This is a genomic window from Micromonospora sp. WMMA1949, assembly GCF_027460145.1.
Taxonomy (GTDB): domain Bacteria; phylum Actinomycetota; class Actinomycetes; order Mycobacteriales; family Micromonosporaceae; genus Micromonospora.
Map to the genome: position 1 here is coordinate 2626351 of NZ_JAPZBG010000001.1, position 14732 is coordinate 2641082.

Here is a 14732-nt window from a genome sequence, read left to right on the forward strand (position 1 = left end):
GAACCGGCCGGGGGACCGGCGGCGGACTGGGGAGGACGTGTGGAGAACGAGCCGACCGCCGAGCTGATCCGCGCGCAACTGCGGCGGCTGCGAGTGCGGGCCGAGCTGAGCCAGGAGGAGTTCGGGAGGCTCGTGCACTTCTCCGGCTCCCAGGTGTCGGCGGTGGAGCTGGGCCACCGGCCGCTCGACCGGTTCTTCCTCGCCCGGGCCGACGAGGTGCTCGGCACCGGCGGGCTGTTGATGTCGCTGCTCAAGCTCGCCGAGCGCGACGGCCAGCCGAGCTGGTTCCGCCCCTGGCTGGAAGCCGAACGCCAGGCCCAGCAGTTGCGCACCTACCAACCGACCCTGGTGCCCGGACTGCTCCAGACCGAGAACTACGCCCGCGCGATGATCCGCACCGATGATCTGATCAGCGACGACGAGGTGGAGCGGCGGCTTGGAGTACGGCTCGACCGACAGTCCATCCTGTCCGACCCGGGTCGCCCGAAGTACATCGCCGTCATCGAGGAGGCCATCCTGCGCCGCGCCGACGAGGGCTGTCGCGGACTCATGGCCGAGCAGATCGCGCACCTCGTCGAGTGCGCCGAGCGCCCGCACGTCGACATCCACATCGTGCCGGCCTCGGTCACCATGCACGTCGGCCTGGTCGGACCGTTCGCACTGGCCCGGGGAACAGACGGCGGCTGGGTCGGTCACCTGGAGAACCAACTCGGCGGCGTCGTGGTCGACAAGGACGAGGACGTGGCTATCCTGCTGTCCAGATGGGAGAGTGTCCGCAGCGAGGCACTACCGCGCCGACAGTCGGTCGAGCTGATGAAGGACGTGATGACCTCGTGGAGCTGACCGGAGCGATCTGGCGGAAGTCCACACGCAGCGGCACCCAGGGCGACTGTGTCGAGGTGGCGGACAATCTGGCCGGGGTGGTCGGGGTGCGGGACAGCAAGGACCCGGCCGGGCCGGTGCTCACCTTCACGCCCGATGCCTGGCGCACCTTCGTCCGGGTCAGCGGGAGCCGCGCGTCGCGCTGATCAGCACGGTGTGCTTGCGTACCCGGAAGGCGCCGTCGGCGTCGATGCGGGCCTCGATCGCCGCGCGCGCGGCCAACTCCTCCGCCACTGTGAGCGGCCCGATCATGCTGGCGACGTACGCCAGGATCGGCTCCGCGGCGGGCACCACCAGCTCGTCCGGGTAGCGCTCGACGGTCACGTCGTCGAAGTGGGCGGCGACACGGGCCGGTGTCGCCTCGGCGGTGACGTCGTTCCGGTGGTGGAACCGGACGGCCAGGTCGGGGCACCCGATCACCGGGCCGAGCGTGTTCAGCTCGGCCGTGTGGTCGCGGCCGTTCACGGCGACAGCCAGCCGGCCGCCGGGGCGCAGCACCCGGGCGAACTCGCGCAGCGCGGCGTCCGGGTCGTCCAGGTGGTAGAGCATGCTGTTGGCTATCACCGCGTCGACCGTGCCGGCGCGGAACGGCAGGTACGTGGCGTCGCACCGCAGCACCCGAGCGCCGGGCACCTCGCGCAGCCGCGCGCACATGGCGGGCGAGAAGTCGGTGACTGTGAGCCGGCCGCTATGACTCACCCGGTGCCACAGCTCGCCGGTGCCGGCGCCGACCTCCAGGACGTCCCCGGCCAGTGGAAGCCGCTCGCCCAGCCAGCCGAACCAGCCCTGGGGGTTGGTGCCGTACGAGTGCAGTGCCATGCGCGCGGTCAGGTTGCCGGTCGTCGTCGCGTACTGGCTGGTGGCGAGCGCCGACGCGATGACGTCGCCCGTCATGAGAGGTAGAAGCAGAACGGGTGACCGGCCGGGTCGAGGAGCACCCGGACCTCGTCCTGCGGCTGGAAGTCGGGCAGCGTCGCGCCGACCGACACCGCGTACGCCACGGCCCCCTCCAGGTCGTCGACCTTGATGTCCAGGTGGACCGACATCTGCTGGTCACCGGGACCGGCCGGCCACACGGGCCGCACATAGGCCGACTCGTCCTGGAACGCCAGCCAGTGGCCGCCCTCCGGCGGGGCGAGGACGACCCACTCGGGTTCCTCCTCGCGCCGGGTCCAGCCGAGCAGCCGCTCGTAGAACGCGGCCAGGTCCTCTGCGGACGGCGCGTCCAGCACCGTGGTCGTCAGCTTCATCAGGGGTCGCTCAGCCATGCCGCATTCCTACCGGACCCCCGCGACATTTACCGGCCCGTCCGCGCCGGCTCGGCGGGGTGGCGGCATCCGGCTGGTATCGATACCGCCACCTCGCCGAACTGGCGGCGATCGGTCCCCACCCGACACCGAAAGGGGTCGCACGGCCGTCCGCTCGCGCCATAAGCTGCGGCAATGCTGCTGCGCATGTCGACCCTGCTGCTTCGGACCCTGCGCGAGGACCCGGCCGACGCGGAGGTGCCGAGCCACCGGCTGCTGCTGCGCGCCGGATACGTGCGCCGGGCCGCGCCGGGCGGCTACACGTGGCTGCCGCTGGGCAAGCTCGTGCTGGACCGGATCACCGCGATCGTGCGGGACGAGATGACCGCGATCGGCGACCAGGAGGTGCACTTCCCGGCGCTGCTCCCGGCCGAGCCGTACCGGACCAGCGGGCGGTGGACCGAGTACGGGGACGACATCTTCACGTTCGCCGACCGCAAGGGTGCCGACCACCTGCTCGCGCCGACCCACGAGGAGTTGGCCGCGCTGCTGGTGAAAGACCTGTTCACGTCGTACCGGGATTTCCCGGTGACGCTGTTCCAGATCCAGACCAAGTTCCGCGACGAGGCCCGCCCCCGGGCCGGTCTGCTGCGCGGGCGCGAGTTCCTGATGAAGGACGCCTACTCGTTCGACCTGGACGAGGCCGGGCTACAGGCGGCGTACGACAGGCACCGCGCCGCCTACGAACGCATCTTCACCCGCCTCGGGCTGGAATTCGCCACCGTCCACGCGATGTCCGGCGCGATGGGTGGGTCCGCGTCGGAGGAGTTCCTGGCCGCCACGCCGGTCGGCGAGGACACGTTCGTCGGCTGCACCGCCTGCGACTACGCGGCGAACACCGAGGCGGTCGTGACCCGTGCCCCGGCCGCTGGCGACCCGGACGCGCACCCGCCCACCGAGGTGCACGACACCCCGGAGACGCCGACCATCGCCGCCCTGGTCGAGCTGGCCGAGGCCCGGAAACTGGGCGGGCGCACCGGCTGGACCGCCGCCGACACGTTGAAGAACGTGGTCCTCACCGTCCGCCGCCCCGGCGCCGAGCGGGCCGAGCCGCTGGTGATCGGCCTGCCCGGCGACCGCGAGGTGGACCTCAAGCGGGTCGAGGCGGTGCTCGCCCCGGCCACAGTGGCGGTCTTCGAGGACTGGGACGCCCACCCGGAGCTGATCCGCGGCTACATCGGGCCGCAGATCCTCGCCAAGCACGGCATCCGCTACCTGGTCGACCCCCGCGTGGTGCCCGGCACCGCGTGGCTGACCGGCGCGAACGAGCCGGGCCGGCACGCCACCGACGTGGTGTGCGGGCGGGACTTCGTACCCGACGGCACGATCGAGGCCGCCGAGGTGCGGCCCGGCGACCCCTGCCCGGCCTGCGCCGACGGCGAGCTGACCATCCGGCGGGGCATCGAGGTCGGGCACATCTTCCAGCTCGGACGCCGCTACACCGACGCGTTCGCGGTCGACGTGCTCGGCCCCGAGGGCAAGCCGGTCCGGCCCACCATGGGCTGCTACGGCATCGGCGTTTCCCGGGCGGTCGCCGCCGTGGCCGAGCAGCACCACGACGACCGAGGGCTGGTCTGGCCGGCCGCTGTGGCGCCGTGCGACGTACACCTGGTCGCCGCCGGGAAGGGGCCGCAACTCGACGCGGCGCTCGACCTCGGCGGGCGCCTCGCCGCCGCCGGCCTGCGCGTGCTGGTCGACGACCGCACGCACGTGTCCGCCGGGGTGAAGTTCACCGACGCCGAGCTGATCGGCATCCCGCGCGCCGTCGTGGTCGGCCGTCGCCTGGCTGACGGGTACGTGGAACTGCGCGACCGGGCCACCGGCGAGCGCACCGAGCTACCGGTGGAGGCCATCGTGGAGCGCCTGCGCGCCGATGTGGGCGCGACGCGCCGCGACGGGGTGTAGCGAACGCGCCACCGGGTACCGCAAACGGATCGACCGAGGCGTTCGGAGGCTCTCATGTACCGCGTCAGTGACGTGATGACCAGGCAGGTGATCTACCTCTCCGCGGAGACCCCGCTGGACGAGGCGGCCCGGGTGATGAAGGAGTCGGACATCGGCGACGTGGTGGTGACCGACGGCGCCACGCTGGCCGGCATGCTGACCGACCGCGACATCGTGGTCCGGGCGGTGGCCGAGCGGGCCGACCCCGGCACCACCACGATCGGCTCGATCATCACCCGCGAGGTGGTGATGATCGAGCAGCACTGCACGGCGAGCGAGGCGGCGGCGCTGATGCGCGAGCGCAACATCCGCCGGGTGCTGGTCTGCGACAGCGACCGCAAGCTCGTCGGCATCGTCTCCCTCGGCGACCTCGCCATGCAGCTCGACCCCCAGTCGGCGCTCAGCGACATCAGCGAGGCCGCGCCGAACGTGTGAGTGCGGGCCCCGCACGCCTGCGGCGGGGCCCCGCCCGGCACCGCCGGGTGACGACGCGCCACGGCGGATAGCCTCGACCCATGCCCGAGATGCCGACCAAGCTGGCCGAGATCGTCGACGAGTTCGCCGCCGCGCCCCGCGACGTCGTCCTGGAGATGCTGCTGGAGTTCGCGGACGTGATCCCGCCCCTGCCCGAGGGTGTGAACCGGGAGGAGCTGGAGCAGGTCCCCGAGTGCCAGACCGCGTTCTTCCTGCGCGCCGAGGTGAACGCCGACAAGACGGTGAGCACTGTCTTCGACTGCCCGCCGGAGGCGCCCACCACCCGGGCGTTCGCCGGCATCCTCGCCGAGGGGCTGGCCGGGGCGAGCGCCGAGGAGGTGCTCGCCGTACCGGACGACCTGTACCAGCGGATGGGCCTGGCGCAGGCGATCAGCCCGCTGCGGGTACGCGGCGGCACCGCCATCCTGGCCCGGCTCAAGCGCCAGGTCCGGGAACAGATCTCCTGACCCGCGGGTTGTCGCTGGTCATGGACATCGAGATCTACGCCGACGTGGTCTGCCCCTGGTGCTGGATCGGCAAGCGCCGACTGGAACAGGCTCTGGAGTCGTACGACGGCGAGGTGACTGTCCGGTTCCGGCCGTTCCAGCTGGACCCGACGCCGGTCACCGAGCCGAAGCCGCTGCTGGAGGCGCTCGGCGACAAGTTCGGCGGCCGGGAGAAGGCCGAGGGCATGGCCGCGCACGTCACCGGCGTCGCCGCGGGCGCGGGTCTCGACCTGCGGTTCGACCGGGCGGTGGCCGCGAACACGTTCGACGCGCACCGGCTGGTGCGTTTCGCCACTGAGCACGGGCGCTCCGCCGAGATGGTCGAGCGGCTCTACCGGGCGCACTTCCACGACGGCGTCGACGTCGGCTCGATCGACGCGCTGGTCACGCTGGCCGGCGAGGCCGGGCTGGACGAGACCGAGGCGCGGCAGTACCTGGAGTCGAACCTGGGTCGCCGGGAGGTCGCCGCCGACCTGAGCACCGCGCACCAGCTCGGCGTCTCCAGCGTGCCGACGTTCGTGCTGGCCGGGAAGTACGCGGTCACCGGTGCGCAGGAGCCGGAGACGCTGCTGGCCGCGCTGCGCGAGGTGGCGCAGCGCGAAGCGGCAGCCTGATGTTTCACGTGGAACAAGATCGATGCGGATGAGGACCTAGGCCGGCTTGGCCAGGTCCTCCACCACCCTCGCCCCGGGCAGTGCGCCGAGCGCCGGCCCGGGCAGGGCGATCTTGCTGTGCCGTACGCCCGATCCGATGATCACGTGCGGTGTGGCGATCACCCGGGAGTCGACGAGGATCGGCCAGTCCGCCGGCAGGCCGATCGGCGTGATGCCGCCGTACTCCATGCCGCTGCGCTCGACCGCCTCGGCCATCGGCGCGAAGCTCGCCTTACGCACGTCGAGCAGCTTGCGGACCACGCCGTTCACGTCGGCGCGGGTGGTGGCGAGCACGACACAGGCCGCGTACCGGGTCTCGCCGCCACGCTTGCCGGCGACCACCACGCAGTTGGCCGACTCCTCCAGCCCCACCTCGTACGCCTCACAGAAGGCAGCGGTGTCGGCCAGGTCGGCGTCGATCGGGGCGACCAGCACCTCGTCCACGTCCACCGGAGCCTCGGCCGGCCACTCCTGCAGCGCCGCGGCGACCGGCGGGGCCAGCAGGTCGAGCCGCGTGCGGGCCGGCTCCGTCTTCAGCGTCCCCATCATGCCGCGATCCTCGCACCCACCCGGCGGATCGACCGGCCGGACCCCGCCCCCGCCCTTCAGTTGGGATTGGTGAGGAACGCGTTCTCCTGGGCGAAGTCCCGGTTCTCGGTGGTGGTGAGCTGCCGGCGGCGCAGCACCTCGGGACGGTTCGCCTCGGCGTCCTCGATGCCGTGCCGGACGCCGACCCGGATCACGCCGTAGAGGAAGACGAAACCGAAGACGTAGAGGAGCACTGTGGCGACGAAGACCAGCATGCGGTCACCGTAGGCCGGCGCGGACCCGACCGGTTCTCATCTTCCGCCGGTTCCCCCGTACGTGTCCGCCAGGTAGTCGGCCCAGGTCCGGCTGCCGGTCGGCGTGGCGGTCGTGGTGAGCCCACCCGCACGCAGTTCCCGCCCGAGCCGGCCGGGGATCCGGACCGGCAGCAGCGGACGGCGGACCCGCCGGGCCGCCAGCCAGGCGCGGGCCGCGTCGTCGTAGCGCAGCACCTCCGGTCCGCCGAAGTCCTCCACCCGGTGCGACGGCCCGGCCAGCAACAGCACCGCGAGCCGGTCCGCGACGTCGACCGGGTCGACCGGCTGGGCGAGCACGGCCCGGTCCCCGATCACCGGGCCGAGCCGGCTCGCGCCGCTCAGCAGCCCTTCCAGGAACTCCGGGAACTGGGTCGCCCGCAGCACGCTCCACGGCACCGGCCCGGCGGCCACCACCTGCTCGGCCGCGAGCTTGTGCCGGTAGTAGCCGAGCGGCACCCGGTCGACGCCGACGATCGAGACGAACACCAGGTGACGCACCCCGGCGTGACCGGCGGCCACCGCCAGGCGGCGGGTGCCGAGCACGTCGACGTCGTGGGTGCGCCGGTTGGGCGACGAGGCCAGGTGCAGCACCGCGTCCACCCCGGCGACCGCCTCCGCCAGCCCGGCGCCGGTGGCCAGGTCGGCGCTCACCCATTCGACCCCGTCTCCGGTACGCGGCCGGCGGCTGACCGCCCGCAGCGTGAAGCCCTCGTCCCGCAGCCGTGGCACCGCCACCCGCCCGAGCCGTCCGGTCGCCCCGGTCACCAGCACCCGCATCGCCACTCCTCCCGCACACGCGCAGCCGCCACACCGCGGCTCCACGGTGGGACGGGACGCCGACCCGGATCGTGACAGCGACCCGCTCGACGCCACCCCACCCCGATCCTGCGCCACCCGACGGCCCTCGCGACCCGGATCGCTCCACCCGCCCGCCCCCCACCAAGTTGACCAAGGAGTTTGTGTCGGATGACGGCCCCTCGTCGGACACAAACTCCTTGATCAACGGCAGAGGCACGGGCGGGCGCCGGGCGGGCGGGTGGGCCGAGGGTGGGCGGGGTGAGGGTCAGGGGGTGGGGCGGGGGACCACGCGGGCGGCCAGCAGCAGGCCGAGCAGGCCGCAGGCGGCTGCCACGGCCAGCGTGGTCGCGTAGCCGGCCGGGCCAGGGGACGCACCGGCGGCCAGGACCGCGCCGGTGAGCGCCAGCACGGTGGCGGCGGCGAGCGAGTCGCCCAACTGCAGCGCCGAGCTGTTGCGGCCCTGCTCGGCCGGGGCGGACTGCTCCAGGGTGAGCACCGACAGCGACGGATAGAGCAGCCCCATGCCCAGCCCGGCCACCGACCAGCTCAGCACGGCCGGCAGCACCGGCAGGCCGGGCACCAGCGCCGACGCCACGCCCGCCGTACCGATCGCGATGCAGGCCAGCCCGGCCCGGGGCAGGGTCGCCGCCGAGCGGGGTGAGCCGATCCGGCCCTGGATCCACGAGCCCACCGACCAGGACAACGCGCCGACGGTCAGCACCAGGCCGGCGCCGGTGGGCGAGAAACCGCGCTCCCGGGACAGCATCAGCGGGATCACCACCTCGGCGGCCACGAACGCCGCCGACGCCAGCGCGCGCAGCCCGATCACCGTCGGCAGTCCCCGTGCCGCGCGCAGGAAACCGGTCGGCAGCAGGTGCGGTACGCAGACGAGCAGCCCGGCCAGCGCCGCGGTGATCAGGCCGGCGGCGAGAACGCCGCGCTGCTGCCCCCCGTAGTGCAGCAGTGCGGCGCTCGCCCCCGCCCCGCAGGCCCAGCCGATCCGGGCCAGGGCGCCGGCCGGCGGCCGGGTCGCCACGGTGGCGGTCAGCGCGCGCAGCCCCGGCTGGACCAGCAGCGCCGCCGGGATCGCCACCGCCGGCACCGCAAGGAACACCCATCGCCAGCCCAGATGTTCCACGATCAGCCCGGCCAGCGCCGGGCCGACGAGCGACGGCACCACCCAGGCCGCGGCGAACGCGGCGAAGATCCGCCGCCGCAACTGCTCCGGGTACGCCTGACCGACGACCACGTACAGCGCCACCGAGACCAGTCCGGAGCCGAAGCCCTGCACCACCCGCCCGACGACCAGCACCTCCATGGTTGTCGCGGCGCCGGCCACCACCAGCCCGGCGACGAACCAGACGACCCCGTGCCACATGGCCTGGCGTGGTCCGCGCGCGTCGCACCAGATGCCGGAGGCGACCATCGCCACCACGCCGGAGGCGAACGGGCCGCCGAACGCCAGCGCGTACAGGCCGAGTCCGTCGAGGCTGCGCGCCACGGTCGGCATGGCGGTGCCCACCGCCAGCGCCTCGAACGCGAGCAGGGACACCAGGGCGACACTGCCCACAGTCATCGCCCGCAGGCGCGGCGACCAGAGGTCGACGGGTGGGTCAGCCGGTACGGCGGTGGTACTGGTCATGGCGTTCAGCCTGGGACCTCACCCCTGGTTGAGGTCAACTGTGGCGCGTGTCTCGTCCGGCGGAAGCAGCGGCGCACGCCCGGAAACTTCCGCCGTCGGGGTGGCATAACGGACGCCGCGCCGGGAAGTCGGGCCGCCGGGACGAGACCGGGAGGCGAGATGGCGCTGGGACGGTTCGCCGGCCTCCTGCTGTCACCGACGGTCGTACCGGAAGCCGCCGCGCGTGTCGCGCGTACCGTCGGCTCGGCCCTGCCCACGGACGCCGTGCCGGCCCGGGTCAGCGAGGTGGCGGGCAGCGTCGGTACGGCCGCGGCCCGGCTGGCCCGCCTCACCGGGCTGACCAGCCGCCGGGTGTGGTCGCAGGACGGCCGCCACCACATCGAGGTGCACGGCGTCTGCCAGGACGGCGGCGACCGGCTGGCCCGTCAGGTCGAGGCGGCGCTGGAGTCGACGCCGGGGGTGACCTGGGCGCGGGTGAACGCGCCGTCGGGCCGGGTGGTGGTGGCGACCGGTGAACCGGCGCCGAAGCTGCGCGACCTGATCGCCACTGTGGCGCGCGTCGAGCGGACCTGCCCGTACGAGCCGGACCCGGAGATCGAGCCGCCGCAACCGCCCGAGGACGGACCGCGTACCGCGCGGACGTTCGGCGCGCTGCTGTCCGACGTGCTCGGGCTGAGCATCTCCGCGGCTACCCGGGTGCTGCCGCTCACCCCCATTCCGGCCGAGGTCGCCGGGCTGCTCGGCGCGGTCGACCTGCACCCGAAACTGCACGCGCTGGCCGGTCTGGGCATCCGCGCGGACCCGCGCGCCGAGGTGCTGTTCCCGCTGGCCGAGGCGGTGGTGCAGGGCCTGACCGGCGGCTGGGCCGGCATCGTGCTGGACGGCGCGCAGCGCGTGGTGCAGTGGGGCGAGGGTGCCGCGCAACTGGCCGCGTGGCGGCGGGCCGAGCCGCACCTGACCGGTGACCCGGAGCGGGCGGTGGCCCGGGTGCCGGACGGCGAACGGCCCTGCCCGGTGCCGGACGGTCAGCCCGAGCGGTACGCCAAGCGGGTGCTTCCGGCCGGCGCGGTCGCCGGGGCGGCGGCGCTGCCGGTGCTGGGGCCGAAGCGGGCCGCCGCGCTGGCGCTGTCCTCGCTGCCGAAGGCGCCCGGCTCCGGCCGCGAGGGGTACGGCGCCCAGCTCGGCCGGATGCTCGCCCGGCGTGGCGTGATCGCGATGGACCGCAGCGTGCTGCGGGAGCTGGACCGGATCGACACGGTGGTGCTCGACGCGGCGGTGCTCGGGTCGGACCGGGGCGTCCTTGCCGACCTCGCGCCGCTGGCCGACGCCGACACCGGGCAGGTCGCCGCCCGGGCGTTCGCGTTGTTCGACCCGGCCGAGCCGGACGCCGTACGCGCCGCCGACGGCTGGCGGATCGGCCCGCTCGACCGGCTCGGCGCCGACGATCCCGGGGACACGCCGGACAGCGCCCGGCTGCGCGCCGACGGTGGACGGCTGCTCGGGCTGGCCGAGAACGGCCGGCTCGCCGCCGTCCTGCGGGTCGAGCCGGAGCCCGCGCCCGGCGTGGACGCGCTCGCGTCGGCCGCCCGGCAGGCGGGCCTGCGGCTCGTGGTCGGCGGCGCGGACGACGGCCGGTACGACTTCGCCGACCTGCTCGTACCCGGCGGTCCCGACCTCGCCGACGCGGTGCACGACCTGCAACGCGAGGGCGCGACGGTGATGGTGGTCTCCGGTGAGCGGTCGGCGCTCGCCGCGTCGGACTGCGGCCTCGGCGTGTACGGCCCGGACGACCTGCCGCCGTGGGGCGCGCACCTGCTGGTCGGTGACGATCTGCGGGTACCCGCACTGCTCATCGACGCCGCCGGGGTGGCCCGCCGGATGACCGCGCAGAACGTCCGGATCTCCATGGCCGGCAGCGGGCTCGGCGCGCTCGCCGCGTTCACCGCCGACCGGCGACGGCTGCCCCGCCCGACCCTGGCGGCGGTGAACGGCGCGGCGGCGCTCGCGTTCGCGCACGGCGTGTTCCGGGCGCACCGGCTGCCGGACCGGACCGGCGCACCGATGCCCTCGCTCACCGCGTGGCATCTCATGCCGGTGCAGACCGTCCTGGACCAGCTCGCCACCGACCCGTCCGGGCTGGCCGAGGACGAGGCGGCCCGGCGCCGGCGCGTCGAGGTCGGGGACGAGCACGGTCCGGCCGGGCTGCTCCGCGCGTTCGTGGAGGAGCTGTCCAACCCGCTCACCCCGGTGCTGGCCGCCGGTGCGGTGCTCTCCGCCGCGTTCGGCTCGCTGGTCGACGCCGCGCTGGTGGGTGGCGTGGTGGGCGGTTCCGCCCTGGTCGGCGCCGTGCACCAGCGCAACACCGAACGGTCCCTGGCCGAGCTGCTGTCCCGCTCGGCGGTCACCGCCCGGGTGCTGCGGGACGGCACCGAGCGGGTGGTCCCCGCCGAGGAGCTGGTACGCGGCGACGTGATCACCGTCAGTTCCGGGGACGCCGTACCGGCCGACTGCCGGGTGCTGACGAGCGACGGGCTGGAGGCCGACGAGTCGTCCCTGACCGGCGAGTCGCTGCCGGTGGCGAAGAGCCCGGAACCGGTGGTGGCGGCGGCCATCGCCGAACGGCACTCGATGCTGTTCGAGGGCACCACCGTCGCCGCCGGACTCGGCACCGCGGTGGTGGTGGCGACCGGTGCGGAGACCGAGGCCGGGCGGAGCCTCGCCATGGCCCGGCAGGCCCCGCCCGCCAGTGGTGTGGAGGCCCGGCTCGGCAAGCTGACAAGCAGCGCCGTACCCCTGGCGGCCGCCTCGGCGATCGCGGTCGCAGGGGCGGGGCTGCTTCGGGGCGTACCCCTTGCCGAAACGGCGGCGACCGCCGCGAACCTGGCCGTGGCGTCGGTGCCGGAGGGGTTGCCGTTCCTGGTCAGCGCCGCGCAGCTGGCGGCGGCGCGGCGGCTGGCCGAGCACGGCGCCCTGGTCCGCAACCCCCGGACCATCGAGGCCTTGGGCCGGGTCGACGTGCTCTGCTTCGACAAGACCGGCACGCTCACCGAGGGCAAGCTGCTGCTGGCGGGGGTGGGTACCGGTGACGGCCGGTACGCCGTGCTGGACGAACTGGACGAGTCGCTCCGGTCGACGCTGGGCGCCGCAGTGCGGGCCACCCCGTCCGCCGCCGACCCGGACGAGTTGCCGCAGCAGACCGACCGGGCGGTACGCCACGGCGCGGACGCCGCCGGGGTGGACGAGCGGACCGGCGCGGCGGACTGGACCGCCACGGCCGGGCTGCCGTTCGAGCCGTCCCGGGGCTACAGCGCCGCGGTCGGCCGCACCGCCGGCGGGCTGCTGCTGAGCGTGAAGGGCGCCCCCGAGTCGGTGCTGCCGCGCTGCGCGTCCCGGCGCACCGCCGAAGGGGACCGGCCGCTCGACGCGGCCGGACGCGAGGAGGTGCAGGCCATGCTGGCCGGGCGGGCCGGCGCCGGGCACCGCATCCTCGCCGTGGCCGAGTGCCCGGTCTCCACCGAGCAGGTGAGCGACGAGCAGGTCGTCGGGCTGGTCTTCGTGGGTTTCCTGACGCTCGCCGACGGGGTGCGGGACAGCGCCCGGCCGGCGGTGGCCCGGATCCGGGCCGCGGGCGTGCACACCGTCATGATCACCGGCGACCACCCGGCCACGGCCGAGGCGATCGCCGCCACGATCAGCCCGGACGACGGCGGGCAGCGCGTGGTCACCGCCAGCGACCTGGACCGGCTGGACGACGCCGCGCTCGCCGAGCGCCTGATGGCCACCGACGTGGTGGCGCGCTGCACGCCCGCCCACAAGGTACGGATCATCCAGGCGTTGCAGCGCCAGGACCGCACCGTCGCGATGACCGGTGACGGCGCCAACGACGCCCCGGCGATCCGGCTGGCCGACGTCGGCATCGCTCTCGGTCAGCGCGGCACTCCCGCCGCCCGCGCCGCCGCCGACCTGGTGGTCACCGACGACCGGCTGGAGACGATCATCGCCACGCTGGTCGAGGGGCGGGCCATGTGGTCGTCCGTCCGCCACGCGCTGAGCATCCTGGTCGGCGGCAACCTCGGCGAGATCGCGTTCAGCGTGCTGACCGCCGCCGCGACCGGCCGGTCCGCCCTCACCGGCCGGCAACTGCTGCTGGTCAACCTGCTCACCGACCTGGCGCCCGCGCTCGCCATCGCGGTCCGCCCGCCGGCCGACGACAGCGCCGACCATCTGCTGCGGGAAGGGCCGGACTCCTCACTCGGCGTCACCATGACCCGGGAGATCGGGCTGCGCGCGGCGGCGACCACGCTGGGCGCGACCGCCGGCTGGACGATCGCCAGGTGGACCGGCACCCAGCGGCGGGCCGGCACCGTCGCGCTGGCCTCGCTGATCGGCACGCAGCTCGGGCAGACGGTGCTGGCCGGCGGCACCAGCCCCAGCGTGCTCGTCGCCACCGCCGCGTCGGTGGGCGTGCTCGTGGCGGTGGTGCAGACGCCCGGGGTCAGCCAGTTCTTCGGCTGCACCCCGCTCGGCCCGGTGGGCTGGACCATCGCCACCGGCTCGGCGCTCGGCGCGACGTTCGCCAACGGCGCGCTGACCAAGCTGGTGGACCGTCTGCCGCAGCCCGGCTCGCATCCGCGACCCGACGCCGACCAGTCCTAGTGCCAGGTGGCGGCGGCGCGGCGCAGCCGATCGTTGATCGCCCGGCCCACGCCGGTCTCCGGTACCGGCTCGGCGACGATCTCGGTAACCCCGGCCGCGTCGAGCCGGTGCAGCGCGTCGAACAGGCGCGCCGCCGCCGCCGTCACGTCGCCGTCGGGCGACAGCACCTCCACCGCCGCCCAGTCGCCGTCCGCCGGTGGTTCCCGGAAGGCCAGGAAGCCCCTCCGGCCTTCGCCGGGCTCGGTCGCCGCGCCCAACCGCAACGGGGTACGCGGGGCGTAGTGCGCGGCCAGCGTCCCGGGCGCGACCGGCTGACCGGAGCTGCCCTGGCGCACCTCGACCGGCCCGACCGCCTCGACGAGCGCCTCGATCGGCAGCGCGCCCAGCCGCAGCACCACCGGCCGGTCACCGCGGGCGTCCACGATCGTCGACTCGATCCCGCACCGCGTGGGCCCACCGTCGAGCACCACGTCCACGGCGCCGCCCAGCCCGGCCACCACGTGCTCGGCGCGGGTGGGGCTGAGCTGGCCGAAGCGGTTGGCGCTCGGCGCCGCCACCGGCACGCCCGCAGCGGCGATCAGCGCCCGCGCCGACGGCTCGTCCGGTACGCGTACCGCCATGGTGTCCAGGCCGGAGGTGACGATCGGCGGGATGATCTCCGGCCGGTCCACGATCAGGGTGAGCGGGCCGGGCCAGAACCGCTTCGCCAGTTCGGCCACCGCCGCGGGCACCTCGCCCACCAGCGCGGCCAGATCGGCGGCGTCGGCGAGGTGGCTGATCAGCGGGTCGAAGCTGGGCCGGGCCTTCGCCTCGAAGATCCGCGCGGCGGCCCGGGCGTCCAGCGCGTTCGCGCCCAGCCCGTAGACCGTCTCGGTGGGGAAGGCGACCAGCCCGCCGGCGCGCAGGACGGCGGCTGCCTCGTCGATGCCGCTCTCGGCCGGCAGGACGCGCAGGGATCCGGTGCTCACGCGTCCGACGCTAGCCTGCCCGGGGCGCCGCCCCGGCACGACCCTGCCGTCCGGTGCGTC

The 14732-nt window shown here is 74.6% G+C and carries 14 protein-coding genes; 7 read left to right on the forward strand and 7 right to left on the reverse strand.

The features are described 5' to 3' along the window. Positions 1 to 39: 39 nt before the first annotated feature. The gene (locus O7607_RS12390) at positions 40 to 843 is read left to right on the forward strand and encodes a helix-turn-helix domain-containing protein (RefSeq protein WP_269703277.1); all 804 of its coding nucleotides are present in this window, start codon (positions 40 to 42) and stop codon (positions 841 to 843) included. Then, positions 834 to 1028 (forward strand): DUF397 domain-containing protein, encoded by a 195-nt coding sequence (locus tag O7607_RS12395; RefSeq protein WP_269703279.1) that lies wholly within the window; start codon positions 834 to 836, stop codon positions 1026 to 1028. The genes O7607_RS12390 and O7607_RS12395 overlap by 10 nt, the downstream gene beginning before the upstream one ends. On the opposite strand, the gene O7607_RS12400 is transcribed toward O7607_RS12395, so the two are convergent. Together O7607_RS12400 and O7607_RS12405 are read right to left on the reverse strand one after the other, a co-directional pair. Next, entirely contained in the window at positions 1003 to 1776 is a 774-nt protein-coding gene (locus O7607_RS12400; protein ID WP_269703280.1) for a class I SAM-dependent methyltransferase, read from the reverse strand. The two genes, O7607_RS12395 and O7607_RS12400, sit on opposite strands and share 26 nt — an antisense overlap. Beyond that, a complete protein-coding gene (locus tag O7607_RS12405; RefSeq protein WP_269703282.1) occupies positions 1773 to 2150 on the reverse strand; it encodes a VOC family protein in 378 nt (125 codons plus the stop codon). The genes O7607_RS12400 and O7607_RS12405 overlap by 4 nt, the downstream gene beginning before the upstream one ends. Positions 2151 to 2324: 174 nt before the next feature. On the opposite strand from O7607_RS12405, the gene O7607_RS12410 reads away from it, so the two are divergent. The 4 genes from O7607_RS12410 (at position 2325) to O7607_RS12425 (ending at position 5727) form a co-directional block, all read left to right on the forward strand. Next, positions 2325 to 4094 carry a proline--tRNA ligase gene (locus O7607_RS12410; RefSeq protein WP_269703284.1) on the forward strand — a complete coding sequence of 590 codons (1770 nt, stop codon included), beginning with the start codon at positions 2325 to 2327 and terminating at the stop codon, positions 4092 to 4094. Positions 4095 to 4148: 54 nt separating this feature from the next. Further along, entirely contained in the window at positions 4149 to 4568 is a 420-nt protein-coding gene (locus tag O7607_RS12415; RefSeq protein ID WP_269703286.1) for a CBS domain-containing protein, read from the forward strand. An 80-nt stretch (positions 4569 to 4648) separates the two neighbouring features. Continuing rightward, the gene (locus tag O7607_RS12420) at positions 4649 to 5074 is read left to right on the forward strand and encodes a SufE family protein (RefSeq protein WP_013283255.1); all 426 of its coding nucleotides are present in this window, start codon (positions 4649 to 4651) and stop codon (positions 5072 to 5074) included. A gap of 20 nt (positions 5075 to 5094) precedes the next feature. Next, the gene (locus O7607_RS12425; protein WP_269703288.1) at positions 5095 to 5727 is read left to right on the forward strand and encodes a DsbA family oxidoreductase; all 633 of its coding nucleotides are present in this window, start codon (positions 5095 to 5097) and stop codon (positions 5725 to 5727) included. A 36-nt stretch (positions 5728 to 5763) separates the two neighbouring features. On the opposite strand, the gene O7607_RS12430 is transcribed toward O7607_RS12425, so the two are convergent. From O7607_RS12430 to O7607_RS12445, 4 genes are all read right to left on the reverse strand, one after another. Continuing rightward, positions 5764 to 6312 carry a YbaK/EbsC family protein gene (locus O7607_RS12430; protein ID WP_269706956.1) on the reverse strand — a complete coding sequence of 183 codons (549 nt, stop codon included), beginning with the start codon at positions 6310 to 6312 and terminating at the stop codon, positions 5764 to 5766. Positions 6313 to 6371: 59 nt separating this feature from the next. After that, positions 6372 to 6569 carry a hypothetical protein gene (locus O7607_RS12435; protein ID WP_269703290.1) on the reverse strand — a complete coding sequence of 66 codons (198 nt, stop codon included), beginning with the start codon at positions 6567 to 6569 and terminating at the stop codon, positions 6372 to 6374. A 36-nt stretch (positions 6570 to 6605) separates the two neighbouring features. Then, positions 6606 to 7385 carry an SDR family oxidoreductase gene (locus tag O7607_RS12440; protein WP_269703291.1) on the reverse strand — a complete coding sequence of 260 codons (780 nt, stop codon included), beginning with the start codon at positions 7383 to 7385 and terminating at the stop codon, positions 6606 to 6608. A gap of 286 nt (positions 7386 to 7671) precedes the next feature. Continuing rightward, a complete protein-coding gene (locus O7607_RS12445) occupies positions 7672 to 9048 on the reverse strand; it encodes an MFS transporter (RefSeq protein WP_269703293.1) in 1377 nt (458 codons plus the stop codon). 159 nt (positions 9049 to 9207) lie between these two features. On the opposite strand from O7607_RS12445, the gene O7607_RS12450 reads away from it, so the two are divergent. Continuing rightward, on the forward strand, positions 9208 to 13704 hold the full coding sequence (locus tag O7607_RS12450) for a cation-translocating P-type ATPase (RefSeq protein WP_269703296.1): 4497 nt from the start codon (positions 9208 to 9210) through the stop codon (positions 13702 to 13704). Here O7607_RS12450 and O7607_RS12455 read toward each other — a convergent pair. Further along, positions 13701 to 14648: an L-threonylcarbamoyladenylate synthase gene (locus O7607_RS12455; RefSeq protein ID WP_269706957.1), complete on the reverse strand. Its 948-nt coding sequence runs from the start codon at positions 14646 to 14648 to the stop codon at positions 13701 to 13703. The genes O7607_RS12450 and O7607_RS12455 overlap by 4 nt on opposite strands. Positions 14649 to 14732 lie beyond the last annotated feature (84 nt).